At 62.7% G+C, this 24397-nt stretch carries 27 protein-coding genes, 1 tRNA gene and 1 riboswitch; of the genes, 10 read left to right on the top strand and 18 right to left on the bottom strand.

Features of this window, described 5'->3' with window-relative positions:
• Window positions 1-102: 102 nt before the first annotated feature.
• Window positions 103-327, top strand: a complete 225-nt coding sequence (locus tag A3E77_RS09720; RefSeq protein ID WP_293645378.1) for a hypothetical protein — start codon at window positions 103-105, stop codon at window positions 325-327.
• Between the two features lie 113 nt (window positions 328-440).
• Here A3E77_RS09720 and A3E77_RS09715 read toward each other — a convergent pair whose 3' ends face one another.
• The 9 genes from A3E77_RS09715 to A3E77_RS19435 all read right to left on the bottom strand — a co-directional run bounded on the left by A3E77_RS09715 (window position 441) and on the right by A3E77_RS19435 (window position 5928).
• A complete protein-coding gene (locus A3E77_RS09715; RefSeq protein ID WP_293645376.1) occupies window positions 441-743 on the bottom strand; it encodes a hypothetical protein in 303 nt (100 codons plus the stop codon).
• A gap of 42 nt (window positions 744-785) precedes the next feature.
• Window positions 786-2138: a phage terminase large subunit gene (locus A3E77_RS09710; protein ID WP_458574434.1), complete on the bottom strand. Its 1353-nt coding sequence runs from the start codon at window positions 2136-2138 to the stop codon at window positions 786-788.
• A complete protein-coding gene (locus A3E77_RS09705) occupies window positions 2095-2475 on the bottom strand; it encodes a hypothetical protein (RefSeq protein WP_293645374.1) in 381 nt (126 codons plus the stop codon). Before A3E77_RS09705 ends, A3E77_RS09710 begins: the two co-directional genes overlap by 44 nt.
• 363 nt (window positions 2476-2838) lie before the next feature.
• Entirely contained in the window at window positions 2839-4260 is a 1422-nt protein-coding gene (locus tag A3E77_RS09700; RefSeq protein ID WP_293645372.1) for a phage/plasmid primase, P4 family, read from the bottom strand.
• Entirely contained in the window at window positions 4257-4496 is a 240-nt protein-coding gene (locus tag A3E77_RS09695; protein WP_293645370.1) for a hypothetical protein, read from the bottom strand. The genes A3E77_RS09700 and A3E77_RS09695 overlap by 4 nt, the downstream gene beginning before the upstream one ends.
• Window positions 4489-4812 carry a hypothetical protein gene (locus A3E77_RS09690; RefSeq protein WP_293645368.1) on the bottom strand — a complete coding sequence of 108 codons (324 nt, stop codon included), beginning with the start codon at window positions 4810-4812 and terminating at the stop codon, window positions 4489-4491. Before A3E77_RS09690 ends, A3E77_RS09695 begins: the two co-directional genes overlap by 8 nt.
• A gap of 151 nt (window positions 4813-4963) precedes the next feature.
• Window positions 4964-5158, bottom strand: coding sequence for a helix-turn-helix transcriptional regulator (locus A3E77_RS09685; protein ID WP_293645366.1), 195 nt, complete (start codon window positions 5156-5158; stop codon window positions 4964-4966).
• A gap of 84 nt (window positions 5159-5242) precedes the next feature.
• Window positions 5243-5722, bottom strand: coding sequence for a hypothetical protein (locus tag A3E77_RS09680; protein ID WP_293645364.1), 480 nt, complete (start codon window positions 5720-5722; stop codon window positions 5243-5245).
• Window positions 5719-5928: a helix-turn-helix transcriptional regulator gene (locus A3E77_RS19435; RefSeq protein WP_366652631.1), complete on the bottom strand. Its 210-nt coding sequence runs from the start codon at window positions 5926-5928 to the stop codon at window positions 5719-5721. Before A3E77_RS19435 ends, A3E77_RS09680 begins: the two co-directional genes overlap by 4 nt.
• 172 nt (window positions 5929-6100) lie before the next feature.
• Between A3E77_RS19435 and A3E77_RS09675 the strand changes: the two genes are divergently transcribed.
• The 5 genes from A3E77_RS09675 to A3E77_RS09655 are packed head-to-tail and all read left to right on the top strand — an operon-like array spanning window position 6101 to window position 7602.
• The gene (locus A3E77_RS09675; protein WP_293645362.1) at window positions 6101-6493 is read left to right on the top strand and encodes a hypothetical protein; all 393 of its coding nucleotides are present in this window, start codon (window positions 6101-6103) and stop codon (window positions 6491-6493) included.
• Window positions 6490-6813, top strand: a complete 324-nt coding sequence (locus A3E77_RS09670) for a hypothetical protein (RefSeq protein ID WP_293645360.1) — start codon at window positions 6490-6492, stop codon at window positions 6811-6813. The genes A3E77_RS09675 and A3E77_RS09670 overlap by 4 nt, the downstream gene beginning before the upstream one ends.
• On the top strand, window positions 6810-7100 hold the full coding sequence (locus A3E77_RS09665; protein WP_293645358.1) for a hypothetical protein: 291 nt from the start codon (window positions 6810-6812) through the stop codon (window positions 7098-7100). The genes A3E77_RS09670 and A3E77_RS09665 overlap by 4 nt, the downstream gene beginning before the upstream one ends.
• Window positions 7097-7240, top strand: coding sequence for a hypothetical protein (locus tag A3E77_RS09660; RefSeq protein WP_293645356.1), 144 nt, complete (start codon window positions 7097-7099; stop codon window positions 7238-7240). The genes A3E77_RS09665 and A3E77_RS09660 overlap by 4 nt, the downstream gene beginning before the upstream one ends.
• Window positions 7237-7602: a hypothetical protein gene (locus A3E77_RS09655; protein WP_293645354.1), complete on the top strand. Its 366-nt coding sequence runs from the start codon at window positions 7237-7239 to the stop codon at window positions 7600-7602. The genes A3E77_RS09660 and A3E77_RS09655 overlap by 4 nt, the downstream gene beginning before the upstream one ends.
• 144 nt (window positions 7603-7746) lie before the next feature.
• On the opposite strand, the gene A3E77_RS09650 is transcribed toward A3E77_RS09655, so the two are convergent.
• From A3E77_RS09650 to A3E77_RS09640, 3 genes are all read right to left on the bottom strand, one after another.
• Window positions 7747-7962 carry a hypothetical protein gene (locus A3E77_RS09650; protein ID WP_293645352.1) on the bottom strand — a complete coding sequence of 72 codons (216 nt, stop codon included), beginning with the start codon at window positions 7960-7962 and terminating at the stop codon, window positions 7747-7749.
• Window positions 7963-7965: 3 nt separating this feature from the next.
• Window positions 7966-8229 (bottom strand): hypothetical protein, encoded by a 264-nt coding sequence (locus A3E77_RS09645; protein ID WP_293645350.1) that lies wholly within the window; start codon window positions 8227-8229, stop codon window positions 7966-7968.
• Between the two features lie 255 nt (window positions 8230-8484).
• The gene (locus A3E77_RS09640; protein WP_293645348.1) at window positions 8485-9789 is read right to left on the bottom strand and encodes a tyrosine-type recombinase/integrase; all 1305 of its coding nucleotides are present in this window, start codon (window positions 9787-9789) and stop codon (window positions 8485-8487) included.
• Window positions 9790-9893: 104 nt separating this feature from the next.
• Between A3E77_RS09640 and A3E77_RS09635 the strand changes: the two genes are divergently transcribed.
• From A3E77_RS09635 to galE, 3 genes are all read left to right on the top strand, one after another.
• Window positions 9894-9995 (top strand) — tRNA-Ser (locus A3E77_RS09635).
• A gap of 315 nt (window positions 9996-10310) precedes the next feature.
• Entirely contained in the window at window positions 10311-11339 is a 1029-nt protein-coding gene (locus A3E77_RS09630) for an NAD-dependent epimerase/dehydratase family protein (protein ID WP_293645346.1), read from the top strand.
• On the top strand, window positions 11336-12370 hold the full coding sequence (gene galE, locus A3E77_RS09625) for a UDP-glucose 4-epimerase GalE (RefSeq protein ID WP_458574433.1): 1035 nt from the start codon (window positions 11336-11338) through the stop codon (window positions 12368-12370). The genes A3E77_RS09630 and galE overlap by 4 nt, the downstream gene beginning before the upstream one ends.
• On the opposite strand, the gene A3E77_RS09620 is transcribed toward galE, so the two are convergent.
• The 6 genes from A3E77_RS09620 to A3E77_RS09595 all read right to left on the bottom strand — a co-directional run bounded on the left by A3E77_RS09620 (window position 12367) and on the right by A3E77_RS09595 (window position 22767).
• On the bottom strand, window positions 12367-12939 hold the full coding sequence (locus tag A3E77_RS09620; protein WP_293645342.1) for a TMEM165/GDT1 family protein: 573 nt from the start codon (window positions 12937-12939) through the stop codon (window positions 12367-12369). The two genes, galE and A3E77_RS09620, sit on opposite strands and share 4 nt — an antisense overlap.
• 20 nt (window positions 12940-12959) lie before the next feature.
• Window positions 12960-13133: riboswitch (yybP-ykoY riboswitch) on the bottom strand.
• Complete coding sequence (locus A3E77_RS09615) at window positions 13112-13327, bottom strand: hypothetical protein (protein ID WP_293645340.1); 216 nt, start codon at window positions 13325-13327, stop codon at window positions 13112-13114. It overlaps the preceding riboswitch by 22 nt.
• Window positions 13327-17556, bottom strand: coding sequence for a translocation/assembly module TamB domain-containing protein (locus A3E77_RS09610; protein ID WP_293645338.1), 4230 nt, complete (start codon window positions 17554-17556; stop codon window positions 13327-13329). The genes A3E77_RS09615 and A3E77_RS09610 overlap by 1 nt, the downstream gene beginning before the upstream one ends.
• Window positions 17556-19835: an autotransporter assembly complex protein TamA gene (locus tag A3E77_RS09605; protein ID WP_293645336.1), complete on the bottom strand. Its 2280-nt coding sequence runs from the start codon at window positions 19833-19835 to the stop codon at window positions 17556-17558. The genes A3E77_RS09610 and A3E77_RS09605 overlap by 1 nt, the downstream gene beginning before the upstream one ends.
• A gap of 183 nt (window positions 19836-20018) precedes the next feature.
• Window positions 20019-21188: a nucleotide sugar dehydrogenase gene (locus tag A3E77_RS09600; RefSeq protein WP_293645561.1), complete on the bottom strand. Its 1170-nt coding sequence runs from the start codon at window positions 21186-21188 to the stop codon at window positions 20019-20021.
• 115 nt (window positions 21189-21303) lie between these two features.
• Window positions 21304-22767, bottom strand: a complete 1464-nt coding sequence (locus tag A3E77_RS09595; RefSeq protein WP_293645334.1) for a protein adenylyltransferase SelO — start codon at window positions 22765-22767, stop codon at window positions 21304-21306.
• Window positions 22768-23104: 337 nt separating this feature from the next.
• Here A3E77_RS09595 and A3E77_RS09590 point away from each other — a divergent pair, with 337 nt between their 5' ends.
• On the top strand, window positions 23105-24184 hold the full coding sequence (locus tag A3E77_RS09590; RefSeq protein ID WP_293645332.1) for an IS5 family transposase: 1080 nt from the start codon (window positions 23105-23107) through the stop codon (window positions 24182-24184).
• Window positions 24185-24397 lie beyond the last annotated feature (213 nt).

The raw sequence follows: 24397 nt of genomic DNA, 5'->3' as shown, positions 1-24397 counted from the left end.
CTTGCCAGTTGGTGAAACAATGCCACCGCGCCGGGGATGATTTACCGCCGTTAGAGTTGTGCTATGGCTTCGTCCGCGACTGAATTTCAGGGAGGGGAGCAAATGGGAATATTGATCCAGCGCAGGCCGTTTGAGAGCCCGGTTATAGCCCAAGCCACCGCCGACTGGTTCCACGAGCCCCAATTTGCAATTCCCGGCCTGACGGTCTCGACGAATGTCATCGAGCAGGATGGTCAAATCTGGCTGGTGCTCAAACAAGAGGGCGCGATGGTGACCAACGCTAACGCGGTCTTACCAGATTATCAGATGGTGTCTTTCACCCCATAGGCGCCGACATTTGGGGGCCGTTTCAGGGGCCACCGCGAGGCTTTGCTTTCCACAGCGCCATCGCTTGCGCCGATCTGACCGACTTTGCGGTTCCCTGCTCAGGAACGAGGCGGCTATTTCACCGGGTGCAACATGGTCAGGCCATGCTCGCGCACATAGGCCGCGCGGTCGGCCCTGAGCTGCGATCTGCCCGTCTCGTCGATCCACCGCGCCACCGTCGACCAATGGGCGTGATAGTGATCGCAGATATGTTCCCAGCCGATCAGGATATAGGTCTCGCGAAAGTCGGCGGGGCATAGCCGATAAGGGCGAAGGCGCCCGCGGCGGTCCTTTGTTCGCGATCGTTCCTCGGGTGGCAGGTTGGCCTCGATCTGGCGCCAGTGGTCAGCGTAAGCGAGTTTCGATGCGGAGGCCATGCGGCGAGGAATTGCGCAGCCGGTGGCGCATCCTTACCGCCGTCAAAGGCAATCACCCTCCCCAATGAGGGCTGCCAAATTATACGGCTGCTTCACGGCCATGGTCTCGGTCAACGCCCACACAAGCGCGTCGAGCCGATCCGGCGATCCTGAGCCCCGATAACCGGTCGTTGTCGTCATCGTCATCTGTTCTTCGAGTTCGGAGAACGTGCCGACGTGATGGACTTTGCCCTGCTCATACAGCGCCGCGATCGGCTCGGCGCGCAGCACCTTGCCTCGCGAGGCCGTGACCATGCGGACGGGCAGTTTACGGGCGGCGCTGCGCAGCACGGCCTCGACCATGGCCCCGCCATAGTTACGCTCGGCCACGACGCGATCGGCCCCGAATTCTTCGGCAGCGCGGGCCACCATGCGCGCCCAGCCATCGGGCGACAGGCGGCACGACCGATCGGCGAGCACGTAGCCGTGCCCGTCATTGCCCAGCCCGACGACGACAATGCCCTGACAGTCACCGCCGGTGCCATCGGAGCCCGACGGGTCCACGCCGATGACGACGCGTTTCAACGCAGGGGGCGCGCCACGACGCAGGCTATCGATACCGGGCATATTTTGCCCGTCGTCGGCAATTCGGTCGGACGATGACCATAGTGCGCCCGGCACTTCGCTGAGATATTTGCCGTCGCGGAATCGCTGGCGCTGCTTGTCGGGAAGGCCGTCGAGTTCGGCGAGATACTCGGCGGGCAGATAGGGGTTGTCGGTCGGGTTGAGCACGACGAACGCCCTGCTCCCCGCCTCGATCGGCATACCGTTCTCCGGCCGCACGCCCTCGACGAATTCCTTGTATGTCCAATGCCCGCGGCCGACCGGGTTGAGGTCGTAATAGGCCTTGAGGGCAAGCGGCCGACCGTCGGCCTTGAGGCAGGCTTGCGACAGGCGGGTGCGCAGCGTCGTGATGGTCTCATAAGCAACCTGCGAAGCCTCGTTGACATAGGCGGTGGCAAATTCCTTGCCGAGAATCTTGTCGACGCGCTCTTTGTCGTCGAGGCCGCCAAACCATATCTCGGCGCCATTGGGCATCACGATATACTGATCGGACTTGTTGACCTCATACGGCACGCCGGGGAACGCCATGCGCATCATCTTGGGCCAGGTGTCGAGCATGATCGACTGGCGCACGTCGATGTTGTGGTGACGGGCAATCAGGTGGCGACTGCCCGGCGCCATAAGCCCGCGGTTGGCAATGCAAAAGCAGAAGCCGAAGGTCTTGCCTGAACGCGAGCCGCCATAAGCGAGGATATGGCGGGCGCTGCTGGTCGCAGCCCCGACAAGCTCAGCCTGCTTTTCAGTCAGCTCAAAGGTCGGCTGCGGCGCCCTCGATTTTGATTGTGATTGCACCGGTCAGTTCGCCTTTGAATTTTTCGACGTAGCGTTCGGGGCGATGGCCCTTGAGAAGTATCTCCATAAGCCGATCGCTCTGGCCTTCGGTCGCGCGCTTCCACGCCACCTGCTCGAGGGCGTCGGCGGCCTCTTCCTCGGCGTCTTTCCACGCCAGTGCGAATTCCTCGTCTGCTGCGCGCCAGTCATAGGCGGTGCGGCGACCGATCTTCGCGGATCGACAGGCGCCCGCGACATTGCACGAAACGCGCAGGACATTGAGGAACCGCTGCTTGGCGCGCGCCTTGTCCTGCTCGCGCTTGGCTGCGGCTTTGGTGAGGGCGGGTTTCTTTGCCATGCGGCAACATCTGCCAACGGCTCCCGCACACCGTTACCGCCGTCGCCAAATCCGCCGCACAACTTACTTTCCCATGCCTCACCGACGATCGGGCATAGAGAATCCCGCGAAATGCACAGATTTCCGCCACTCTTGCCGTGCCGTGCCGCTGAATATAAATCAGCGGGTCGTGCCAGATCGCCGCGATCGCTCGCGCGCGCGAGGCGTGCGGGGCCGCTCAAGAGGTTTTTCGCTCCTTTTGGGGTTTGCGTCCGGTCAGGGTCGCAAGGGTCGCTTAGGGTCGTGAATTGGCCAAGACGGTCACAGACGCGCGCGCGTGGAGCGATAACAGGGAAAAAGCGCCCTATGTGCCCCTTGCGACCCTTAATCATGGTGCGGAGCCGATCTGGGTTTGAGCGCGAGCCCATGATATGCGCGGATGCCGTTGCTTTTCTTCCGGCGAAATCCAGCGCGATTCAGTTTGCTGCTCATGCCGCGCTGACTGCCGGGATCCTCGCCGGCTGATCGGGCGAACTCGGCCCAATCGTTGTAAAGCGGCGTTGGCATCTCCCATTTTGCGGAACCCCGATCGCACCTCTCTTCGATCCATTGGCCGAACATGTCCTGGTCGTCGAAATAGTCTTTCGTCGCGGCGGTCACGATATCCGGGCGAACCAAGCCGTTGGCTTGCCAATCTTTGCAGCCTTCGATCGCCCAGGTTAGGATGCGCCCTGCCTCGTCCTTCAGTTTTTCTTCAAGGTCCGGGTCTTTATGTTTCGGGACGTGCGTGAACGGTATGATGTTGAAGCGGCGACGGGCAGCCTCGTCGACATTGGCAAGAACCGGGGCGTGGTTGCCGACAATGACCAACTTGAACTGAGGGACGAATTCGAAAAAGTCGCGGCGCATGAACCGGGCGCTGATCCTGTCGCCACCGGTTATCTGCTTGATGCGGCTTTCGGCCCAAGCTCGGCCTTCCTCTGTTTCACTGGCCGAGACCAGCCGAGCGCCGGTGAGCATGGCAAGATCGGTCGGGTGACGATCGTTCTTGCTGGCCGTAAACGTCTCCATGGCCGCCGTCGTGGCGTAGTCCCCCAGGACGTGATTCAAGATGTTGAGAAAGACACTTTTGCCGTTGCCGCCCGGTCCATAGATGAAGAACAGCGCGTGTTCCTTCGTCACACCGGTCAGACAATATCCCGCTACCTGTTGGAGAAAGCGGACCAAAGTCTGATCGTGTCCGGTTGCCTGGTCGAGGAACGCCAGCCATTTAGCCGGCGCGCCAGCTTCCGGGACCACGCCGGTCTGCTTCGTAATCATGTCGGCAGGACGGGCTGGAAAGATTCTCCCGCTCTTTAGGTCAACGGTCCCGCCGGGCGTGCCAAGGTAATAGGGATCGTGGTCCCAAATATCGGCAGTCACAGCATGGGTAGGGTCGGCTCGAGCAAAGGCTTCGACACCGTTGGCTACGCTGCTCCGGCTAAAGCTCGGATCGCCGTCACTGATTTCAACGGCCATCTTGCGGGCATAGTGGAACGCCAGCCGCGTTTCGTTCCGGCTCCAATATGTCGTGGTCCATTCGAACCATTTCCCGACGCTGTGGTCATAACGGAGGTGATCGCCAAATTTCCTGGTGAACGCGGCTGCAATTCGATCTTCCGAAACCTCCGTGTTTTTCTCTTTGCGACCCCCGCCGCTAGTTTTCTTTTCCCGCGTGGCGTCAACCTTCTCGGCCGTCCGACGAAGCGGTGCAAATTTCGCGGCGATGGCCTCGGCGCCGCCGTCGGCTTCCATATTCTCGCTCATCGTCCGCACCTCATCCCGAGAACAGGATCGATCTGATCGACAAGCGGCAGACCAGCTTCGTGGGCACATTGGCGCGACGCGTCCCGCACGCTGAAATAATCTTTGCCGGAGCCGACGTATTCGCGCAGACCTCCACGATGGACGTAATCCAGCCGGCAGTTGTTGACCGCCTGATCCCACGCCAGCAGAAAATACGGCGCGCGCGGTTCGCGCGAAAACTGGACAACCTCACCCATCGGCTCGCTCCCGCTGCCCTCGGCCGTTTAGAGCTTCGGCGATATCGGAATTGACGACGGCCCAGCCGGTCGGCTTGGCATTGCCTTCGGCCTCGGACGTCGCCCGACATGCCGCTTCTGCCATGGCGATCAAGACACCGCTGAGCATTTCAGTGGAAATGGCGATTTTGCCCTTCGAGGTGTCGGCTTTCCCGGCCTTGGCGAAAACCTCAAGCATGATCGCGGGCGTGCCGGCTGCAATGCCCGAGCTAATGCGCAGCATACCGCCGCCGGCCTTGATGATGTCGACCGCGGGGGTGAAATGGGTCGCGCTCATGGGTGCCACCGTCGACCAGCCTCAGGGCGCATTGCGCAGGCTGCCTTCCTTGCGCCCTTGGGCAGATTGAGGTATTGGGGTTTCCGATCCTGAGCCGCCAAGCAAAGATCGACGCCCGCCTTGCGCGGGCGTTTTCGTTCGGGGAGCCGCATTACGCAGCCTCACTCGTCGACTGGCGCTGGTCGCTGCGAGCCCATGCTTCGAGCTGGGCGCGATCATACCGAACGTGTTTGCCGCCGAGTTTGAAATAGGGCGGGCCATTGCCGGAAATGCGATAGGCGTTGAGCGTGTGAACGCTCAGGCCGACATGCGCGGCCGCCTCTTTCACTGTCAGAAAATCTTGCATCGGGGGTGTCTCCGTTATTTCGACGGAGAACCAAATATTACGATTTATCGGGTGATGCGAACATATAGCACTCGGAAAAAAGCACTATTCTTTCGGAGTCGCCGGTCGGCAAAGCGGGCGTAGTTGCTCAAGGCGTTGCTCATGAGGGATGCGAGCACGCATGAATATCCGAAGCCGATCCTGCTCGCGTTCATAGGCTTCCTTCGGGGACTTGTGTTTGGCCTCGCGCGCAGCTTCGATGGCGTGTTCCCACCCGCCACCCGCCACGTTTTCGGCAAAAACCTTGCCAATTTCCTCTCGCTTCATCCCTTCTTGCTTGTTCCGCTTCGGCCCCTTTTTGCCTTTCAAGGCGAGGCGCCAACCATCGAGCGTTTCTCCTTCCAGTGCTCGGGCGATGGCATCCAGCAAGATCGCCTCGCGAACAGGAAGCGAGCCGGAATTTACGATTTTGTCCAAGGCCCTCGCGAGGTTTTCGGCTGCCGGAACGCCGTCAAAATCTTCGCGCAAAAGGTCATTTATTGCAGCGGTCAACGACGCCCGAGATTGAGGTTTGGTATCATTCATTGCTGAAACGCGCCTGGCACCGCCACGCCAACCTTATCCGATATCTGCAAAAAGTCAGCGCCGGCCGCTTCGAGCGCGCCCCGCATGGCCTTAATCGTCGATGGCGCGATCGTTGACCCGCTCTCGTACCGTGTGACTGTTTCGCGAGCTAATCCCGCCTTTGCCCCAAGGTCGGCGGCACTCCAACCGAGGCCCGCTCTTGCCATTTTGCATTGCGATGGTGTCATAATATGTGAGCATTAATGACGAAATATCATTGACGCAATCTATTATTGCTGTCACATATTGTGAGCCTTATGGAAACTAAGGCGGGCCGACGATCGGGCTGGCACCCGAGCATCGACCCTATCGCAAACCCTGCAAGAGAGGGAAACGACTATGAATGCACCTATCAGCACAATTGCGCCCGCGAAAGACGACGTGGCAATTCTCGCCGCCTGGGGCCGCCGCTCGGTTGCCTGCGCGATCTATGCGACGCTCCCGTTCTCCGATTGCCCGAAAGTCGAATATACGCCGGAAGAGCAGGCGCAGCTTGACGTCATGGATGCAGCCGAAATCCTGATCTGTGATGCGACGGCAACCAGCCCGCAGGGTGCCGCGATCCAGCTTTGGACCGCGCTCGCCCACATGGAGCAGGATCGCGACGCCGAGGCCGCAATCAACATCATGGATCTCGACTGGTTTCTGACGGACGAAACCCGGTTCGATTGGGATGTGCGGCTCATCCTTGCCGCGCTGCGCTCGCTTCGCGCGATGGGCGGTGCGGCATGACCGCCTCTCCCTTCGCAATGAAGCTCGCCGCGTTCCATGAAGCCAAAACCGCGTTCGCGCGCCACAAGGAAGCCTGCGAACCGGCGCAAGGTGCGTCGGACGATGACCAGCGCGCATATGAAGGCTCATACGCCCCGCTCGTCAGCGCAATGACGGACGCCGGGTTAGCGGTCGTGAAATGCCCCGCCGCCTCGTTTCACGACCTTGCCGAGAAAATCGAGATATTCCGCGGCGAGGACATGCACGAATATGAGGACGTGGCCGATCTGCTCGACTTCATTGTCGACGACGCGCGACTGTTGACGGGGGTCGAACCATGAGCCCCGTGAAAAGCCCGCTCGACCTGTTCAGCGATGCCCAGTGCGCCAACGAAAGGCTCGGGGCGCTGATGGAAACGATTGCCGAAAAACTGAACGAGGCGATTTATGAAATGGAACCCGGCGAGGCGCGCGAGCGCGAGTTCTATCATTGCTGGATGCTGCTCACGACGGCGCGCGAAAATCACGCGGCGGTCGACCGGCAGTTTCACGACGCTGAAAACGGCATCTTGGCCGCCGGGGTCAGCCAGTCTATTCGCGACCATGCTGCAAAGGCGGTGGCGTCATGAGGATGATCTGGACCCAGCTTCGCCGCATGGCGCCCGCACGGCGCGCAGCGATCGACGAGGGGCAGGTTCTGGCCTCGCGGTGGCTCAAGGGCGCTCAGCGCGTCCGCAGGGCCATGCGTCGGCGGGAGAATGGCAAGTGAGCGCCCGCCACGCCCTCGCACGGCCCGAGCAGGCCCCGCTCGACCTTGTGCTGTCTGCCATCCCGTCCCTGCCCCGCGCATTGCTGGCGCGGCTGGTCGAGCGCGCAATCGAGTGTCTTGACGATCTGGACGGCGACCCGGACGTCGAGCCGAACGGCGACGAAACCGACCACAGCGGCGGTGAGGACGATTGCGACCCGACGTGCGATCGGATTCGCGGCCTCGGCCCCGGCTGTCCGCTAAGCGAACCCGGCGAAATGGATCATCGCAACATGCGGCCGACTTACGACGGCGAGGATCAAAGCGTCATCGTTCTGCCCGCCCCAGCGGGGATCGAGCCCTATCGATACCGGGTGAGTTGAGCGGGAATAGCACCAAATGGGGGCGTCGGGTTTCGACTCGGCGCCCTCTTTGCTATGGGGGACTCGGCTGGTCGGTCGGACGAATTGAGACGCCACGACCATAGGGCGGGAGCTTGAGACTACCCGCCCGCCGGCCAATTCGAGCTAGTCGTGGGTCGGAAGCGAGATTGCTTCGGATCCTAGCAGCGCCGTATCATTGTGATCATGGATGAACATGAACGGATCCGACTTGTCGACTATGACATAGTCGCCAAGATGATAGTACACCTTGGTGTATTCATCCTCTTCGACGAGGATATAGCCTAAAAATTCAAGCTTCTCGTCCGGAACGTCGTCCAACCGGACGTAGCAGCTGCTCATCGATCAGGCAGCCATAAGTTCCTGGATCGACACCTTGCGCGGGGCGCGCAGCGTCGTCACGGACTGGGTTACCGCCTTGATGTTGATGCCGCCTTTTCCAAGGCCTTGGGTTTCGCCGAAGAACGCGAGGCCGCGTTTCACTTTGGCAAGAACCTCATCTTCACTGTCAGCGCGAAAGCAGAAATAGGGCGAGGCCGTCGCGGCCGCCACAAAGCGACCGTCCGGCAACTCACCGACATAAAAATGCCCTTTGTTGTTGTTGGTCATGGTCATTCCCTTCTCTGTGTCAGCAATAGCAGATGATCGCTAACGAATCGTATGTGATGCATGTTGCGTCGCAATGCAAGATTAGTGCGAAGCGACCATGCCCTCTTTGATACATTCGTTCGCGTGTCACGGCGATGAATGAGTTTATGTCGGCACGCGATGAGCCGTGTCGCCGACGTGTCGCCGACAGAAGTTACTTCCAAGTCATCTGCTCGGCTATTGCAATCAGGCAACGATGCGGTCAGCACCCCACTTTTAAGCCGTCTCCGCCACAACAGCCTTAGGCGCGATCAACCCGGCAACATGCGACGCCCACAGATCCAGCGCCGCTCGCTTTTCGTCGGCCCAATCATGCCGCTGGTAGATGCCGACGATCCCGGCCTTGCTGCCGCTGATATGGTTCAGGACCGCTTCCGTCACTTCGAGCCGAACGCCGAGCTTTTGCAACCCGGTCGCGACAGTGCGGCGCAGATCGTGCAGGCGCCAGCTTGCAACCTTCGCCCCGCCCTCACCCGCAATTTCATTCGCCGCCGCGTCGAGGCGCAGCTTGGCTTTCGATATCCCGCTTGCCGCGGTCGTGTTGTTCGTCGTGAAAACGAGCCCGCGCTTCGACCATTCGGTCGGCGCCTTTTCACCGGGCTTAGTCAGCATGGCGGTGAGTTCGGAGACGGCGATATCAGTGAGCGGCACGACATGGGCCTGATTGTTCTTCGCGCGGTCGGCCGGGATTGTCCACGTCGCGGCCTTCTTGTCGAGTTCCTCCCACTTCATCCCGAAAACTTCACTGCGGCGCTGCCCGGTGAGCAGCAAGAGCCGAAACGCCGGGCCGAACGGATATTCGATCTTGCGGCTGGCGCGCCAGACGATCGCCAGTGCGGCATCGGACAGGATGACGTCGCGGCTCGCGGGCTTCGCTGGCGCAGTCAGGGCCGCGAAGGGGATGACGTCGACCAGTTCGCGGGCAAATGCCCATTTCCATAGGATGCGCCCATAGGAAAAGACGCTTGAGCGCATGGCGACCTTTTCGGGGGCGATGGCGTCGATCGCCGCAATGATATCCGCGCGCCCGAGTTCGTCGATCCGGCGCGAGCCGAATTTGGCCTTGAGGTGCCGGACGACGGTCGTTGCGATGTTCACGCTCGACTGGCGCCGGGTCTTGCCATGGCGGTCGCTCTTGTATGATTTGAGCCATTGATCCGCGACGACATCGAATGCCCGCTCGAGGTTGGCAACCCGTTCGCGCTCCCTGCCCTTGTGCGCGGCCTCGTCGGCCTCGAACGGGTCGACGCCGGTATCGACAAGCCGCCGCAGCTCGGCCGCCCTCTCGCGGGCCTTGTCGGGCGTCCACGGCCCATGCCGCCCGATCGTGTACCGGCGATCAGCTTTCGCACCGGCCATGCGGTATTGCAGAATATATGCCTTCGCGCCGCCTGGACTGACGCGCAGGCCAAAACCGGCGATTGCCCCCTTCCCGTCGTCCCATAGGAACCATGCGGCTTGACGCGGCTCGGCGGCATCCACGGTGCGCTTGCTAATTCCCTTTGGTATTGGCGTTGCCATATCTCACCTGTGAGTAAGTGCGCTGGTAAGTAAGCTGAATACAAGTAAGTAGAACAGGATGCAACGAGATCTAACGGCCATCGACCGATAACGCCACTTTTCAGGGGATTTTTAGCGATCGGTGCGACAGGATGCGAAACGCTGCAACGGATCATCACTGACTTTTAATCAGTAGGTCGCTGGTTCGAACCCAGCAGGGCTCACCACCAAATCCTGCGCCAGACCTCCATGGCCATCGTGGCTCGGACGCAACTGCATGGCCGCCACGCTCCATGGCGCCGAATAGCGTTTGTCACGAACGAGCTGGAGGCAGGTTCCGCGGCAGCCGTGCAGTGCCCCGGAATGTCGGCGTCGTCCCGATTCCGCGCCGCATTTCGAAGTTCTACGGCATTGTTTTATTTCTCTTGCCGAGGCGTTTACCATTGCGAGGCTAAAGCGGAATCGACAGGCCGGTTTCGGCCGTGTTGCAGACAAGGTCGTACGGGGTACGACCACGGCGGCAGAATAATCGGAGACGAAGGTTGACGACGCTCATCACTGGTGCAGCTGGCTTTATCGGTATGCACGTCGCGGAGGCCTTGCTCAATCGCGGCGAACAGGTCGTTGGAATCGACAATTTCACGCCCTATTATTCGCTCGACCTCAAGCGCGCGCGCGTCGCGCGTCTCGAGGCAAAGCACGGAACAGCCTACAGCTTTCTGAACATCGACTTTGGCGACGCAAGCGCACTCACGGCCAGCCTGTTCGGCAAGGAGGTCGATCGGGTTGTTCACCTCGGCGCCCAACCCGGCGTACGCTATTCGCTCGAAAATCCTGCGGCCTATATCCACTCGAACATCTCGGGCCATCTCAACATTCTCGAACTGGCGCGCCACCGCGCCATTTCGCATCTAGTATATGCCTCGTCATCGTCGGTGTACGGGATGCGGTCCGATACGCCATTTCGTGTCGCCGACCGCGCCGATTCGCCTATCTCGCTTTATGCGGCCACGAAGCGCGCCGACGAGTTGATGAGCGAGACCTATGCGCATCTGTTCCGCATTCCCCAGACCGGCCTGCGCTTTTTCACCGTATATGGGCCGTGGGGACGGCCGGACATGGCGGTGTGGAAGTTCACCGAAGCGGTTCTGCAAGGAAAGGCGATCGACGTTTACAACCACGGCGACATGCTGCGGGATTTCACCTTCATCGACGATATCGTGAACGGCATCATCCTCGCGCTCGATCGTCCGCCCGCCGACGATGGCCAACAAAAACCGGGAGGCTTCGCAACCCCGCACCGAATTTACAACATTGGCAACAACCGCCCCGAGCAGCTCACAGACCTGATCCGCGCGATCGAGGGAGCGTGCGATCGCAAGGCTGAGCTCAACCTGATGCCTATGCAGGACGGCGATGTTTACCAGACTTTTGCCGACATCGACGACATCAACCGCGACCTCGGCTTCGCGCCAACGACGCCAATGTCAGTCGGCGTTCCGGCGTTCGTGAACTGGTATGTTGAGGAATGGTCGAAGCATCCCGGCTATCCGGTTGCTGAACGGAAATGAAGGCAGGTCGACGGATGAAGATTCTACTGACAGGTGGAGCAGGATATATTGGCAGCCATGTCGCGACCGCACTGATCTCCGAGAAACACGATGTGGTTTGTTTCGACAATCTGTCGAATAGCGATGCATCGGTCATGGACCGCCTCGAAGCGATCACCGGGACCGCGGTGCCGCTGGTGGAGGGCGATATCCGCGACGGCGACGCCTTGCGCCGGGCTATGCGCGAGCATGGGATCGAGGCCGTCATTCATTTCGCGGGGCTGAAGGCGGTCGGCGAATCGGTCGCCGAGCCGATCAAATATTATGACAATAACGTCCGCGGGACGCTGTCGCTGCTCGAAGCGTTGCGCGATTGCGGCACCAAGACGCTGGTCTTTTCGTCAAGCGCGACGGTCTATGGCCAGCCTCAATATCTGCCGCTCGATGAGAATCACCCGACCTCGGCGACCAACCCCTATGGCCGCACCAAGTTGATGATCGAGGAGATGCTGACCGACGTCGCCGCTGCCGATCCCGAATGGCGCATCGCGATCCTGCGCTATTTCAACCCGGTCGGCGCGCATGACAGCGGGCTGATCGGCGAGAATCCGAACGGCATCCCGAACAACCTGATGCCCTTCATCAGCCGCGTCGCAGCTGGGCGGCTCGCCGAATTGTCGGTGTTCGGCGATGATTACGACACCCCCGACGGCACCGGCGTGCGCGACTATATCCATGTCGTCGACCTCGCAGGCGGCCACGTCGCCGCGCTCGATGCGATCGCCAAGGCCGACCAGCCGCTGTCGACCTGGAACCTCGGCACGGGAACGGGCTATTCGGTGCTCGACATGGTCGAGGCGTTCGAACGCGTGAACGGCGTGCCCATCCCCTATCGCATCGCGCCGCGCCGCGACGGCGATGTCGCAAGCTGCTTTGCCAGCCCCGAACGCGCTGCGCGCGAACTGGGCTGGCAAGCGGAGCGCGACCTCGACGCCATGTGCGCGTCGAGCTGGAATTTCGAGCGCCTGCTCGCGACGCGCAACGCTGACTAGGCCAGCCAGCCCGCGGTCTGCGCCAGCACCCACAGGCCGATCACGAGGAACAGACCCGCAGCAACCATGCGGACCTTGGCAAGGTCGACGCGCTTCAGCAGCTGCTGGCCGAGGAAGATCGCGGGCACATTGGCGATCATCATGCCCAGCGTCGTGCCCGCGGTGACCGCGACGACATTCTGATATTGGGCGCCGAGCGCGATCGTCGCGACCTGCGTCTTGTCGCCCATCTCGACAAGGAAAAAGGCGACGAGCGTCGTCAGGAAGGCGCCGAAGCGTGGCTTGGGGGCTTCATCGTCGTCGAATTTGTCGGGAACCAGCGTCCACACCGCCATCGCGACGAAGGACAGGGCAATCGCGTAGCGAAAGGCAGGGCTGTCGAGGAACGCCGCCGCCGAGGCGCCAAGCAGCGCGGCGAGCGCATGATTGGCAAGCGTCGCGACCAATATGCCGAGGATGATCGGCACCGGCCGATTGAAACGCGTCGCGAGCAGGATCGCGAGCAGCTGCGTCTTGTCGCCGATTTCGGCGAGCGCGACGACGGCGGTCGAGGTGAACAGGGCTTCCATGACTTACTCCGGGGCCGAGCGACTTCGCGATTCCAAATGACATCAAACCCGCCGCCCGGCCCGGACGAAGGTCGATGCCATTGGTCTCGCCCAAGCGGTTCCCCGCTTCCACCGCACCACGACCTCTCGGCCGAGTATGTTGACACGGTGGCCCGTCCCGAAGGACGGCTGGCTACTCCCCAGATGACCCCGGCGCATTAGACGGCCCGGCAGGGTCTGACAAGCCCGACGCGGCGGCGGCTTTTTCGGATTCGGCGATGTCGGCATCCATCGCTTTCGCCCGCGCCTCAATCTCCTCAGCCGCCTTGTCATAGCGTTCCTCGAAGCGCGGTTCTTCTTTGCACGCAGCGAGCAGCAGCAGCGGGAGGAGAAAAGCGCCAGCGCGCATCAATAATCCTTGCGATAGCGGATGCTGAGGTTCGATTGTCCCGAACCGCCCGCCTGGCTGAGCAGCGACAGCGCCGGTGTCAGGCTGATCTCAAGCTGCGTTGCGGTATAGCCGCGCGCGTCGGTGATCACCTCGATATAGATATCCTTGGTGATATATTGTCCGGCGGCAAGCGCCGCGCCGCGACCTACCGTATCGTCGGGGCCAAGGACGCGCAGCCGGTCGATGCCGGTCGCCGACTGGAGCGCGCCGAGCGGGCTCAGCCCCCCGCCGCTGCCGCTGAGCGTGTTGAGCGACGATGCGAGCTGGACCGCTTGCAGCGGCGACAGCGTCGTGATCGAATCGCCGAACAGGATGCGCGAGACGATCTCGTCCTGCGGCAGGCCGGGAACACTGGAGAAGGCAACCTGTGGGTTGCTCGCGCGGCCGGTTACGCTGACGCTGACCGTCACCGTTTCGATCGTATCGCTTGCGAGCAGGCGGATCGCCGGATCGAACGCATCGCCCGTCGGGAAAGTTACCCTGCCCTCCTGAAGCTCGAACGAGCGGCCCGCGAAGCCGAGCGTGCCGCGCACCAGCTCGATCTCGCCCGTCACGCGCGGCGCTTCGGTGGTGCCGCGCAGGACGATATCGGCCTTCCATTCGGATTCGAGCCCCATGCCGCTGACATAGATTTCGTCGGGTGCCTTAAGCGCGATGTCGAGGCGGATGAGGTCGAACAGGCTGCCGCCGACCGCGGCAAGGCCGTCGCCGCTGACGCGGGGACGACCCGCCGGAGCCTTGCGCCGCACACCCGTGAGCACCGGGACTTGTGCAGCACCCTCGCGCACGATCTTGTAGCGTGTTTCGGGCAGGCGCAGGCTGCCCGACAGCAAGGCGGTCTGGCCCGCGACCTTTTCCAGCGTCAGGTTGCCGGTTGCCCGCGCTGCGATATTTTCGCTCCGGGCGAGCCGCGCATTGTCGAGCGTCGCGGCGATGTTCATCGGATAGCCGTCGGCGGCGGCAAGGCTGATATAGCCCTTTGCCTGAACGGTGCCATCGCCGGCCTTCGCGCTCAGCTGGTCAACCTCCAACCGATTGCCGGTGAAGCGCCCTGCCACCGCCATGTTGGTGAGCCGCGTGCCATAGGTCTGATTTTCATAGACCATGTCCTTGCCGCGCACGACGCCCTGCAAACAGGGGTCGGCGACGCTGCAACTGAAATCGGCCGCGACCGCAATCGGTCCCGACACATGCTGGTCGGCGGGGCCGAAGAAGGAATAAAGCGTATCGGCGGGCCCATTGTAGCGAATGCCGCCGCCCAGCGGCGCCGCCATGAGCCGTTCGGTCCAACCGCCCGCAACGGGCCCCAGCGGTCGCAGCGACGCCTGCATCCGCCCGATCACGCTGCCGCGCCGACGCATTACCGCGCGCGCTTCGCCCCCGTCGGCGAGCAGCTTGCCGGCGAAATTGACATCGACCGGCTGGCTGACCGACGCAGCCGTCGTGCGCGTGAAGCCGGTGATGGTCAACCGGGCATCGGCGCGGGGGAAACTGTCGGCATTGGCTTGTTCAAAATCGAGGCTTCCCGATGCACGGCCGCCCAGCCCCATGTCGGGATAGACGGCGTTGAGGATCGCCATGTTCACGCGATCGAGCCGGCTCTGCACCATGATGCCGTCGCCGAAGCGCCCGGCAATGCGCGCGCTGCTGCCGCGGCCGAGGCTGACGTTGGTCGGCAGCAGTTCATAGCCGTCGGCGCCGGGGACGATGCGCGCCGGCGAGGTCGTGCGGAAATTGATGCCCGTCGCGCGGCCCCGCACCGTGGCGCGCCAGAGGTCGGGTTTCAGGTCGGCATTGGCCGCGATGCGGAAAGGCACGCCGCTGGTCCCTTCGACGAGGGCCTGCGCCTTGCCCGTGCCGCCGCGATAATCGATCTTCACGCGCGCGACCGCGATGTCATATTCGCGGATCCGCGTTTCGGCGATCTGGATATCGGCGATGACGTGCGGCGTGTCGTAAAGAATGACGTCGGCGTCGACGATTGCCGATCCCACCGCGAGTTGCGCGGGTCCGGGCAACACGACGTCATTGGCGCGGACGTTGATCGCGGCGGCCTGATGTTGTCCCGCAGCGGTCAGCCGGACAAGGCCGCCAAGCCCCTGCCCCGACGCGTTGAGCTGTCCCTCGAACGGCCCGGCCTTGCTCTGCACCAACCGGCCATTGAAACCGATGCCAGACAGGTCCCCGCGCTCGACGTCGATCGTGAGCGGGCCCGCCGCAGTCAGCAGCACGACATCGGCGGACAATGGGCCATAATCGGTATCGCCGGTCGCGGCGAGGCGATAGCCGTTCGGCGCGCCGTTGATCCGCGCGACGAGGTTGGCGAGCCCGATGCCGAGCCCCGGCCGCGAAGCCGTCACCACCGCGCGCGGATCGCTGATCGTCCCGGCAAGCTGGACCCCGACGGGACCATAGTCGGTCGAGTTCGCGCGCGCGGTCAGCCGGATCTGCCCGTTCGGCGCATAGCTGCCCTGCCCGCCCGTGACGCGCAGACGCGGCGCCGACAGCCGCAGCCCGGAAAAGCGCACGATGCCGTCGGTGCCATAGCGCACGTCGCTCGACGCGGTCGCATTGCCGCCGAGGAAATCGCGCACGCCCGAATTGAACAGTCTTGTCGAACGCGCCCGGACGCGGCCGACGATTTCAAATCCCCCCCGCGGTGCGGTTTTCAGGTCGGCATCGGTGTCGATATCGAAGATGCCGACGCTTTCGATGCGGTAATCGTTGATGCGTCCGTCGATCGCGCCCGTGTAAAGCCCCTTGTTCAGGTCGGCGATCAGGATGGCCTTGGCGTCAATGCGCGGCGAGCGCAGGCGCAGATTGTCACTGAGGACGCGGCCGTTGCTGTAAGCCAGGTCGCCATCGAGCCGCACCTGCACCAGCGTCCCGCCCGCCACCGTGTCGAGCCCGCGAATGCGCGCTGCGCGGCCCGCGACCGGAATGACGATCTGGTCGGCATCGACGCGGGCCTTACCCGCAAGGCTCAGCCCCTCGACGACGATGTCGTTGACCGCGAGGCTGTTGGCATTCGCCCGATATTCGACCGTCGGCAAATCGAACGCACCGTCGAGCGTCGCGGACGCACGCAGGCCATTGGCGCGCAAAGCGGGGGCGATGGCGCCGGGGCGCAATATGTTGGCCGCAAGCTGCAACCCGTCGTAGCGACTGGCACCGAGATCGACCCCGCCGCTGATCCCAAGCTGTGCCGCATCGGACGACAGCCGCCCGTCGATCGCCGCCTTGCGCTCGTCCAGTCGGGCGGTGAGATCGATGGCGGTCTCGGTGCCCAACATTTCGGCCATCGGCCCGGTCAGAAGCCGTGAAGCCTGGGCGCTTCCCTTGGCCGTGAAGGTGCCGTCGCGGCCGGTCAGCGCGACGCGCGCCAGCGGCGCAGCGCCGAGGTTGGCGGTGAGATTGCCATTCCAGGCTTTCCAGTCGCCGCGCCCTTCGAGCCTTGCGGTCAGCGGCTCCTGGAATCCGCCCATGGCGGCGAGCACGCCGCCCTGCGGTGCATTCACGTCGAGCGTGACCGCCAGCCGGTTCGCTTCCGGCACCGCGTCCAGCAGCAGCTTGAGCGTGTCGCCCTTTGCGTTGGCGCCGACGGTTTCGGCGTTGGCGGTGACCTGCGCACGGCGGTCGGCAATCGCGATCGTGCCCGCGATCCGTGCCTCCTGCCGTTCGCCCGCGACGGGCGCCTCGAAGATAAAGCGATCGATGCGCAAGGCGCCGACGTCGATATCGAGGTCGGGCAGCAACGGCTCGCCGGTATCGGGGACAACCTTGAATTCGGGCAGTTTCCGCATCGTCATCGTCGCGGCAGTGGCCGAACGGACGTCGACATGATTGGCAAGGTAGCGGATCGGCCGCCAGTCGATCTGGACTTCGGGCGAGGCGAGGAACACCCCCTTGGGGTCCGACAACGTGAAATCGCGGATGATCATCCGGCCATAGAGCGACCCGTCGAGCCGACCGATGCCGACCTTCATCCCATTTTCAAATTCATATTTCTCGATCTGGGTAACGACGAAGCGGCGCCCGGCGTCGCTGTTGAGCCCGACGAGGAACAGCGCGGCGAGCAGAACCAAGCCGAGCAAGGCCATCCCAACGCCGCGCAGGATGGCGAGCGGCCAGGACCGCGTCCGGACCGGCGCGGTCGCTTCGGTAGCCGGGGTGTCGTCCGCAACCATCAGAAGGCCTGCCCGATCGAAACATAGACGCTGACCCGCGCTTCGCCCGGCTTGCGGCCGATCGGGGTCGCGACATCGAACCGCATCGGTCCGAAATTCGTGTAATAGCGCGCGCCGATCCCCGCGCCGAAACGCAGGTTCTGGAATGTCGGTGCCGACGAACGATAGACCTGTCCCGCATCGACAAAGCCGACGACGCCGAAATTGCCGAACCGATAGCGCGCCTCGACTGCCATCTCGTTGACGCTGCGACCGCCGATCGGATCGTCATTGGGGTCTTTCGGCCCAAGTTCCTGATAACCGAAACCGCGCACCGAACCGCCGCCGCCGGCGTAGAAACGCCGCGATGGCGCCAATCGTTCGCGCGCCGCCCCCAGGATCGACCCGACCCGGACGCGCCCCGCCAGCACGATGCTGTCGGTCACCGGATAATAGCCGCTGATGTCGGTCCGCAGCCGCGCATAGGGGGAAAATCGTCCGGCAAGCGACCCTTCGGGCTGGATCAGCGACGTAATCCGAAACCCCTTCGTCGGATCGAGCAGGCTGTCGGTGCGGTCCATCCCGACCTGCCCCGTCAGCCCAAGGATCGTGTAGAAATCATATTTGCGCTCGCCGGCCGCGAAATCATAATCATCTTCGCGCGACGCGAGCAGTTCGACGCCATAGGCATAAGTGAATTTCTTCTGCCAGATCGGCGTCGAGTCATAGCTGACCCGCGCCGCGACGCGGCCAGTAATCGCCTCGAACGCATTATAGTCGTTGCGGGTGACTTCGGTGACGAGTTCCAGCGTGCGGTCGCGCTGCCCGGCGTTCGACCGGCGCAGCGTCGCGCCAATACCCTGTTCCCTGGTCCCGACCACGCCGCGGAACGTCAAAGCTCCCTCGGGCGGCAGGAAGTTGCGGTGCGTCCAGCTGCCTTCCAGCCTTATCCCTTCGCCGGTGCCATAACCCGCACTCGCGGCAATCGTCCGCGGCGGACCCGCCTGCTGGGTCACCAGCATCGTGACATATTCGGTGTCGTCGCCCGCGCTTTCGCCCGTCGGCTGCGGTTCCGCCGCCACGGTCGAGAACAGGCCCGTTGCAACCAGCGCCTGCCGCAGGTCGTCGACCTGGCGGCTGTCGTACAGGTCGCCGCGCTTGAATCGCGCCAGAACCCCGACATGCTCGGCATCGAACGCCAGATCGCCGGTCGTCTCGATGCCGCCGAAACGCGACCTTTTGCCGATATCGACAGGCAGCGTATAGACGCCATCGCCGGTGGCACTATCGAGCAGAATGTCACGCTGTCCGACCTTGGCGAAAGGATAGCCTTCCTGCGGCAGCTTGAGCGCGATCGCGGCTTCGGCACCCTGAATACGCTGCGCGACGATCGGTTCGCCCACGCTGAGCGGAAAATTGTCGGCAATCAGCGTTGGCGGGATAGTCGGCGCCGCATCGACGATGATGTCGGAGAGCGTGTAGCGCTTGCCGGGCGTCACATCGATGATCGCGGTGACGGGCGCTCCGCGCTGGCGCGGCTGTCCTTCCTCGCGCGGGCCAAGGTCGATCCGCGTATCGACCACGGCATCATAATAGCCTTCCGATGAGAGGATGCGCTGCATCAACTCGCCATCGGCCGAGAGGCGCGCGCGGACCATCGCCGCATTGTCCGCCTTGCCGTCACCATCATAAAGGGCCGACAGATCACCGAAGAGGTCTGCGAGATCAACGTCAGTGCTGTCATCGGCGGAATCAAGCCCGTTGACCTTCACCAGATAGGCGACGCTGACATTATCCCTATCATCCTCGGCCTCGGCAAACTGGACCAGCTCCACATCGAAATTTTCGAGCGGCGGCAGCGGTGCCGCGAGTTCGGTGTCGCTGATCGGCGCGTCGCCGATCACCTCGACGGCATCGCCGTCCGCCAAGGCGGGCACCCGCACGTCATCGACCTCCGGCAGCGGTGTTTCCGCGGTTGCGCCGGCCGCCTGCGCACGCGTCGCCGCTTCGGCTGCCTCGCGCTTCTCAAAGTCAGCGATCGATTCCAGCGGCCGATCAAGTTCCGGGTCGTCCTCGACCCCGATCGAGGGGATCGCCTTCTCGAACTCTTCATCGCTGATGATAGGCTCGACCTCGGGCAGGGTCACATCTGGCGGTGGCGGCGACGGTATCGCGATTTCGCCGTTCGCAGGCTTCTCTAAAGTCGGAACAACCTGCGGCGGCTTGGCTTGCTGCGCCGCCGCGGCGCCCGCCCACGCCAGGCAAAGCAAAGACGCCGCACCAATCAGCAGCGGTCGCATCCGCGGCGACCGACACGATGAAGAAATACAGGAAATTTCAGAATTTTGCATCTGCTCGCCACCGATTCACGCTTGTGGCTTGCGCGATATGGCTGTGCAACCCGTTTCTCCCCATCTGACAGCCTAACTCTTCGACAATGGGACAGTTCCCGGCGATACGGCGAACTGCGTCGGGGGAGATGATCAGGAATCGGCGCCGAACAGGTCGCGGCTGTAAACCTTGTCGGCCACGTCGGCGAGATCGTCGGTCACGCGGTTCGCGATGATGACATCGGATTCGGCCTTGAACGCGTCGAGGTCACGAATGACGCGCGAATTGAACAGGCGTTCTTCCTCGACCAGCGGTTCATAGACGATCACCTCGATCCCTTTCGCCTTCACGCGCTTCATCACGCCCAGGATGCTGCTGGCGCGAAAATTGTCCGAACCCGCCTTCATCGCAAGGCGGTGGATGCCGACGACGCGTGGATTGCGCCGGATGACTTCCGACGCGATGAAATCCTTGCGCGTCGTGTTGGACGACACGATCGCCTGAATCAGATTCTGCGGCACTTCCTTGTAGTTCGCCAGCATCTGCTTGGTGTCCTTGGGCAGGCAGTAACCGCCATAACCGAAGGATGGATTGTTGTAGAACTGCCCGATCCGGGGATCGAGGCACACACCCTCGATCACCTGGCGAGAATCAACACCGTGCATCGCGGCATAGGTGTCGAGTTCGTTGAAGAAAGCGACGCGCATCGCAAGATAGGTGTTGGCGAAAAGCTTGATGGCCTCGGCCTCAGTATTGCCCGTCTGCAAAATCTCCGCATCGGGCTTCAGCGATCCATCGAGCAGCAGGCGCGCGAATTCTGCGGCGCGGGGGTGCGTGTCACCAACGATGATCCGCGAGGGATAAAGATTGTCGTAAAGCGCGCGCCCTTCGCGCAGAAACTCGGGCGAGAACACGATGGCGTCGGTGCCGTGCTGAGCGCGCATCCGTTCGGTGAAGCCGACCGGGACGGTCGATTTGACGATGACGAGAGCCCCCGGCGCCAGCTTCAGCGCGTCGGCGATCACCGATTCCACCGACCCGGTGTTGAAATAATTGGTCTCGGGATCATAGTCGGTCGGCGTCGCCACGACGACGAAATCAGCGCCGTCATAGGCGGCGTCGCGATCAGTCGTCGCGACGAGGTCGAGTTCGCGCTCCCCCAGATACGCCTCGATCTCGGGATCGGCGATCGGCGAAATACCGGCGTTGATCTGATCGACCTTGCGGCTGTCGATATCGAGCGCAACGACGCGGTTATGCTGTGCGAGCAGCACGGCGTTCGAAATCCCGACATAGCCGGTACCGACAATTGTAATCTTCACTGGGGCGTGCGGCACGATATCTGTTCCTCAGTCAGGCAAGCGCCGCTCCTAACAGGCGCGTCCCGATCGCTCAACTCCATCCGCGCCGCATCGCAACGGACGGGCATCGAGGAGCTCAGGTTCCGCAGAAGGTTGTATAGGGAGCGGAATCCGCCGGTGCCGGCAGCGCATATTCGGACCATTCGGGGCGCTCGCCGAATGGATTCCTGACGACCTCGAGAAGCCGGAGCCACGCCACTAGATCGCCCTCCTCGGCGGCCGCGAGCGCGGCTTCGACCTGGTGATTGCGCGGGATGTAGAGTGGGTTGACGCCGTCCATCGCCGCGGCAAGCTCGATCGGCCCCGCCCCATCCTGCGCGATCCGCCCCCACCATTCGGCGATCCAAGGCGCCATCGCGTCGGGGGCCGGCAACAGGACTTCGAGCATCGTTCCGTCGCCGCGCAGCAGCATCGCGAGCGCGCGGAAGAAGGTGGTATAGTCGACGTCATGCTTTTCGAGCTCGTCGAAGAGCGTGTCGATTAATTCGCTATCGTCGCCCGCGCCGTTCACGAGGCCCAATTTTATGCGCACCCTCGCATGCCAGATCGCCCGGAATCGGGCGGGAATCGCGTCGACGACCGCCTTCGCGGCCTCGACATCGTCGGGCGAAACGCGGTGGATCGCCGGCAGCAGCGCTTCGGCGAAGCGCGCCATGTTCCAGTGCATGATCTGCGGCTGCCGGCCAAAAGCGTAGCGCCCATTCGCGTCGATCGAACTGAACACCGCATTGGCCGAAAAGCGGTCCATGAAAGCGCACGGCCCATAGTCGATCGTTTCGCCGCTGATCGCGACATTGTCGGTGTTCATCACACCATGAACGAACCCGACGCCAAGCCAATGGGCGATCAGTTCGCATTGCAGGGCGATGACCCTGTCGAGCAACGCCAGCGGCGGGTTTTCGGCATCGACCAGATCGGGAAAATGGCGACGAATGCTATAGGTCGCGAGCTGTGCCACATGGTCCGCGCCATAATGAGCGGCAAAGAACTGAAAGCTGCCGACACGGATATGACTGCTTGCGACGCGCGTCAGCACCGCACCGGGATGCGCCCGCTCGCGCTGCACGCGGTCACCCGTCGCGACGGCCGCGAGCGCGCGCGTCGTCGGCACGCCCATAGCCGCCATCGCTTCGGAAACAAGGAATTCGCGCAGTACGGGGCCGATTGCGGCGCGTCCGTCCCCGTTGCGCGCAAAGGCGGTGGGTCCCGACCCTTTGAGCTGAATATCGAAGCGCGCGCCATCGGGCGCGACGATTTCACCCAGCAACAGCGCACGGCCATCGCCGAGCTGCGGCGAAAAATGACCGAACTGGTGACCGGCGTAAGCGAGCGCGAGCGGGTCGGCGCCCTCGGGAAGCACCTGTCCCGACAGGAGCTTCGCTACCGCATCCTCATCGAAGTCGCCCGAATTGAGCCCGAGGTGCTCCGCTAAAGCGTGATTGAAAGCCAGCAGCTTGGGCGCCGAAGCCTTTGCCGCTTCGGCGGGGGCATAAAAGCCCTCCATGTCGTCATGGAAACTATTGTCGAAAGCAAAGTCCATGCGGCATTATGTTACCCTCGACGTCATGAATGCAAGTCCTGCGAATCCGCCACGATCACCATCCTGCCTATTGGGGGACGCTGATCGCGATGCAACGCCGACCGGATCAGCCGTCGATATCGCGTCCTGACACAAGGCGTCCGCCGAGCTCCCTTTGCGCAGGATGCCGCAGCGGGCGGGAGCGTGTATCCTGCATGTCCCGTAACGCGCGTTCAATCACCGATCCCTTATATAAGACTGCCGTCCGCGACTTCGAGGGCCAGCTGGACACCCGCAATAACCCCTCGCTTTGACGAGCGGATTGTGATTTTTGGGCTGCATTGGAAGGAGGGTTTCGATGCAGCCACGCAGCCTGTTTTCGCTGGCGGAGCACCTGGATCGGTTGAGCGAGGACGGCGATCCGCTCGAGGTTTGGGCTGACACGGTGGATTTCGAGCATTTCCGACCGTTACTGACCCGCGGTCTGGGCTACAGCGACGGCGCAAAGGGCGGTCGGCCGCCGTTTGATCCGGTCGCGATGTTCAAGGTGCTGGTCGTCCAGGCGCAGCATAATCTGTCGGATGCGCGCATGGAGTTCATGTTCCGCGACCGCTTGAGCTGGATGCGCTTTTTCGGTTTCGATCTCGGTGGCTCGATGCCGGATGAGAACATCATCCGTCACTATCGCAACCGGCTCACCGAGAGCGGCACACTCGAGGCGCTGATGCAGGCCCTCGAGGAGCAACTGCGCGAGGCCGGGTACCTCGCAATGGGCGGCCAGATCGTCGATGTGACATTGGTGCCCGCGCCCAAACAACGCAATACCGAGGGAGAAGAGGCCGCTATCAAGGCGGGCAAGTCGGCAAAGCAGATCTGGCGTGGCAAGCCCGACAAGGCGCGCCAGAAGGATGTTGATGCGCGCTGGACGATCAAGATCGGCGGCAAGATCCGCTACCGTCCCGACGGGACACCGCTGCCGCAGATCGCCACGCCGGTGTTCGGTTACAAGTCGCACATCAGCATCGACCGGCACTTCGGCTTTATCCGTAAAGCCAGCGTCACCTCGGCTGCAGACAGCGACGGGCGTCAGCTGCGCCGGGTAATCGACACCAGCAACACCGCCGGTGATGTCTGGGCCGACAGCGCCTATCGCAGCCAGAAGAACGAGGCCTGGCTTGCGCGCCATATGCTCACAAGCCGCATCCATCGCAGGAAGCCGAAGGGCAAACCGATGCCCGAGCGCACGGCGCGCGCCAATGCTGCAAAGCCAGCCGTGCGGGCCAGGGTTGAGCACGTCTTTGCGCACCAGAAAAACCGCTACGGGTTATTCATCCGCACCATCGGCCTTGCCAGGGCGCAAGCCAAACTGAAGATGGCCAACCTGGTCTACAATTTCGACCGCCTGATCTTCCACGAGCAGCGCGCAGCCACGGGATAGGTGCGCCCGAAATCCGGCCAATCAGGCCCACAAAATCACCGTTCTTGCGGGTGTCCAGATGACAGTTCGGGCCGGCCTCCACGCAAACGGACTCCGCCACCAAGGGATAGACCGCACCTTATTTGGTTCGAAATCGCAAAAGCCAACTGGCCGCGCCCGGCCTCGGTGCTATGAAGAGACTTCATCGAAGTTTGGCTGGCATCGGGAATCCAA

This window comes from Sphingopyxis sp. RIFCSPHIGHO2_12_FULL_65_19 (assembly GCF_001830555.1).
GTDB lineage: Bacteria > Pseudomonadota > Alphaproteobacteria > Sphingomonadales > Sphingomonadaceae > Sphingopyxis.
Note: the sequence above shows the minus strand (reverse complement) of the source record. Positions and strands in the feature narration are given on the sequence as shown.

Bases quoted from the DNA above. Each gene is read 5' to 3' on its own strand.
- A3E77_RS09720 (WP_293645378.1), top strand. From the start codon at position 103: ATGGGAATATTGATCCAGCGCAGGCCGTTTGAGAGCCCGGTTATAGCC.
- A3E77_RS09715 (WP_293645376.1), bottom strand. From the start codon at position 743: ATGGCCTCCGCATCGAAACTCGCTTACGCTGACCACTGGCGCCAGATC.
- A3E77_RS09705 (WP_293645374.1), bottom strand. From the start codon at position 2,475: ATGGCAAAGAAACCCGCCCTCACCAAAGCCGCAGCCAAGCGCGAGCAG.
- A3E77_RS09700 (WP_293645372.1), bottom strand. From the start codon at position 4,260: ATGAGCGAGAATATGGAAGCCGACGGCGGCGCCGAGGCCATCGCCGCG.
- A3E77_RS09695 (WP_293645370.1), bottom strand. From the start codon at position 4,496: ATGGGTGAGGTTGTCCAGTTTTCGCGCGAACCGCGCGCGCCGTATTTT.
- A3E77_RS09690 (WP_293645368.1), bottom strand. From the start codon at position 4,812: ATGAGCGCGACCCATTTCACCCCCGCGGTCGACATCATCAAGGCCGGC.
- A3E77_RS09685 (WP_293645366.1), bottom strand. From the start codon at position 5,158: ATGCAAGATTTTCTGACAGTGAAAGAGGCGGCCGCGCATGTCGGCCTG.
- A3E77_RS09680 (WP_293645364.1), bottom strand. From the start codon at position 5,722: ATGAATGATACCAAACCTCAATCTCGGGCGTCGTTGACCGCTGCAATA.
- A3E77_RS19435 (WP_366652631.1), bottom strand. From the start codon at position 5,928: ATGGCAAGAGCGGGCCTCGGTTGGAGTGCCGCCGACCTTGGGGCAAAG.
- A3E77_RS09675 (WP_293645362.1), top strand. From the start codon at position 6,101: ATGAATGCACCTATCAGCACAATTGCGCCCGCGAAAGACGACGTGGCA.
- A3E77_RS09670 (WP_293645360.1), top strand. From the start codon at position 6,490: ATGACCGCCTCTCCCTTCGCAATGAAGCTCGCCGCGTTCCATGAAGCC.
- A3E77_RS09665 (WP_293645358.1), top strand. From the start codon at position 6,810: ATGAGCCCCGTGAAAAGCCCGCTCGACCTGTTCAGCGATGCCCAGTGC.
- A3E77_RS09660 (WP_293645356.1), top strand. From the start codon at position 7,097: ATGAGGATGATCTGGACCCAGCTTCGCCGCATGGCGCCCGCACGGCGC.
- A3E77_RS09650 (WP_293645352.1), bottom strand. From the start codon at position 7,962: ATGAGCAGCTGCTACGTCCGGTTGGACGACGTTCCGGACGAGAAGCTT.
- A3E77_RS09645 (WP_293645350.1), bottom strand. From the start codon at position 8,229: ATGACCAACAACAACAAAGGGCATTTTTATGTCGGTGAGTTGCCGGAC.
- A3E77_RS09640 (WP_293645348.1), bottom strand. From the start codon at position 9,789: ATGGCAACGCCAATACCAAAGGGAATTAGCAAGCGCACCGTGGATGCC.
- galE (WP_458574433.1), top strand. From the start codon at position 11,336: ATGAAGGCAGGTCGACGGATGAAGATTCTACTGACAGGTGGAGCAGGA.
- A3E77_RS09620 (WP_293645342.1), bottom strand. From the start codon at position 12,939: ATGGAAGCCCTGTTCACCTCGACCGCCGTCGTCGCGCTCGCCGAAATC.
- A3E77_RS09615 (WP_293645340.1), bottom strand. From the start codon at position 13,327: ATGCGCGCTGGCGCTTTTCTCCTCCCGCTGCTGCTGCTCGCTGCGTGC.
- A3E77_RS09610 (WP_293645338.1), bottom strand. From the start codon at position 17,556: ATGGTTGCGGACGACACCCCGGCTACCGAAGCGACCGCGCCGGTCCGG.
- A3E77_RS09605 (WP_293645336.1), bottom strand. From the start codon at position 19,835: ATGCGACCGCTGCTGATTGGTGCGGCGTCTTTGCTTTGCCTGGCGTGG.
- A3E77_RS09595 (WP_293645334.1), bottom strand. From the start codon at position 22,767: ATGGACTTTGCTTTCGACAATAGTTTCCATGACGACATGGAGGGCTTT.
- A3E77_RS09590 (WP_293645332.1), top strand. From the start codon at position 23,105: ATGCAGCCACGCAGCCTGTTTTCGCTGGCGGAGCACCTGGATCGGTTG.